The sequence below is a fragment of the Pseudomonas sp. EL_65y_Pfl2_R96 genome (assembly GCF_963970905.1).
GTDB lineage: Bacteria > Pseudomonadota > Gammaproteobacteria > Pseudomonadales > Pseudomonadaceae > Aquipseudomonas.
On record NZ_CAXAQH010000175.1, the window covers coordinates 1 to 573 of the forward strand.

Below are 573 nucleotides of genomic sequence, written 5' to 3' on the forward strand. Positions count from 1 at the left end.
TGGGACACGCGCACCGTCATGCGCGAGGAATGGGGCGTGCTGCCGGTGGCGATGGGCGGCGATTTCGAGGCCTATTGGCAATCGGGCGGCAACAAGGTGGCCAAGGCCGGGATGCGCGCCGGGCTGTTCCACCCGACCACGGGCTATTCGCTGCCCGATGCCGTACGCCTTGCCACCGCAATCGCGCGGGCGAGCGACCTTTCGGGCAGCGCGTTGCACCGCTTGACGCACGATGTGGCAAAACGAACGTGGCAGGCGCGCGGCTTCTATCGTATGCTCGACCGGATGCTGTTCCGCGCCGCCGACCCCGATGAGCGCTACCGCATTCTCGAACGGTTTTACCGGCTCGATCCGCAGCTTGTGCGGCGCTTCTACGCAGGACAATCGACGATGATGACAAGGCACGGATTTTGACCGGGAAGCCCCCCGTCCCGATCGCGCGGGCGCTGCGCGCAGTCGTTGTGGGAAAGCCGGCATGAGTTCGGCGGCACCGCGCGGTACGCCACGCACCGCGATCGTCATCGGCGCCGGGTTTGGCGGGCTTGCGCTGGCGATCCGGCTGCAATCGGCCGG

General features: G+C 67.5%; 1 protein-coding gene. It reads left to right on the forward strand.

Going from position 1 to position 573, the window contains the following annotated elements:
* A partial coding sequence (locus AACY49_RS30070) for a lycopene cyclase family protein (protein ID WP_339527873.1) occupies nucleotides 1–414 on the forward strand: 414 nt, incomplete at its 5' end.
* Nucleotides 415–573 lie beyond the last annotated feature (159 nt).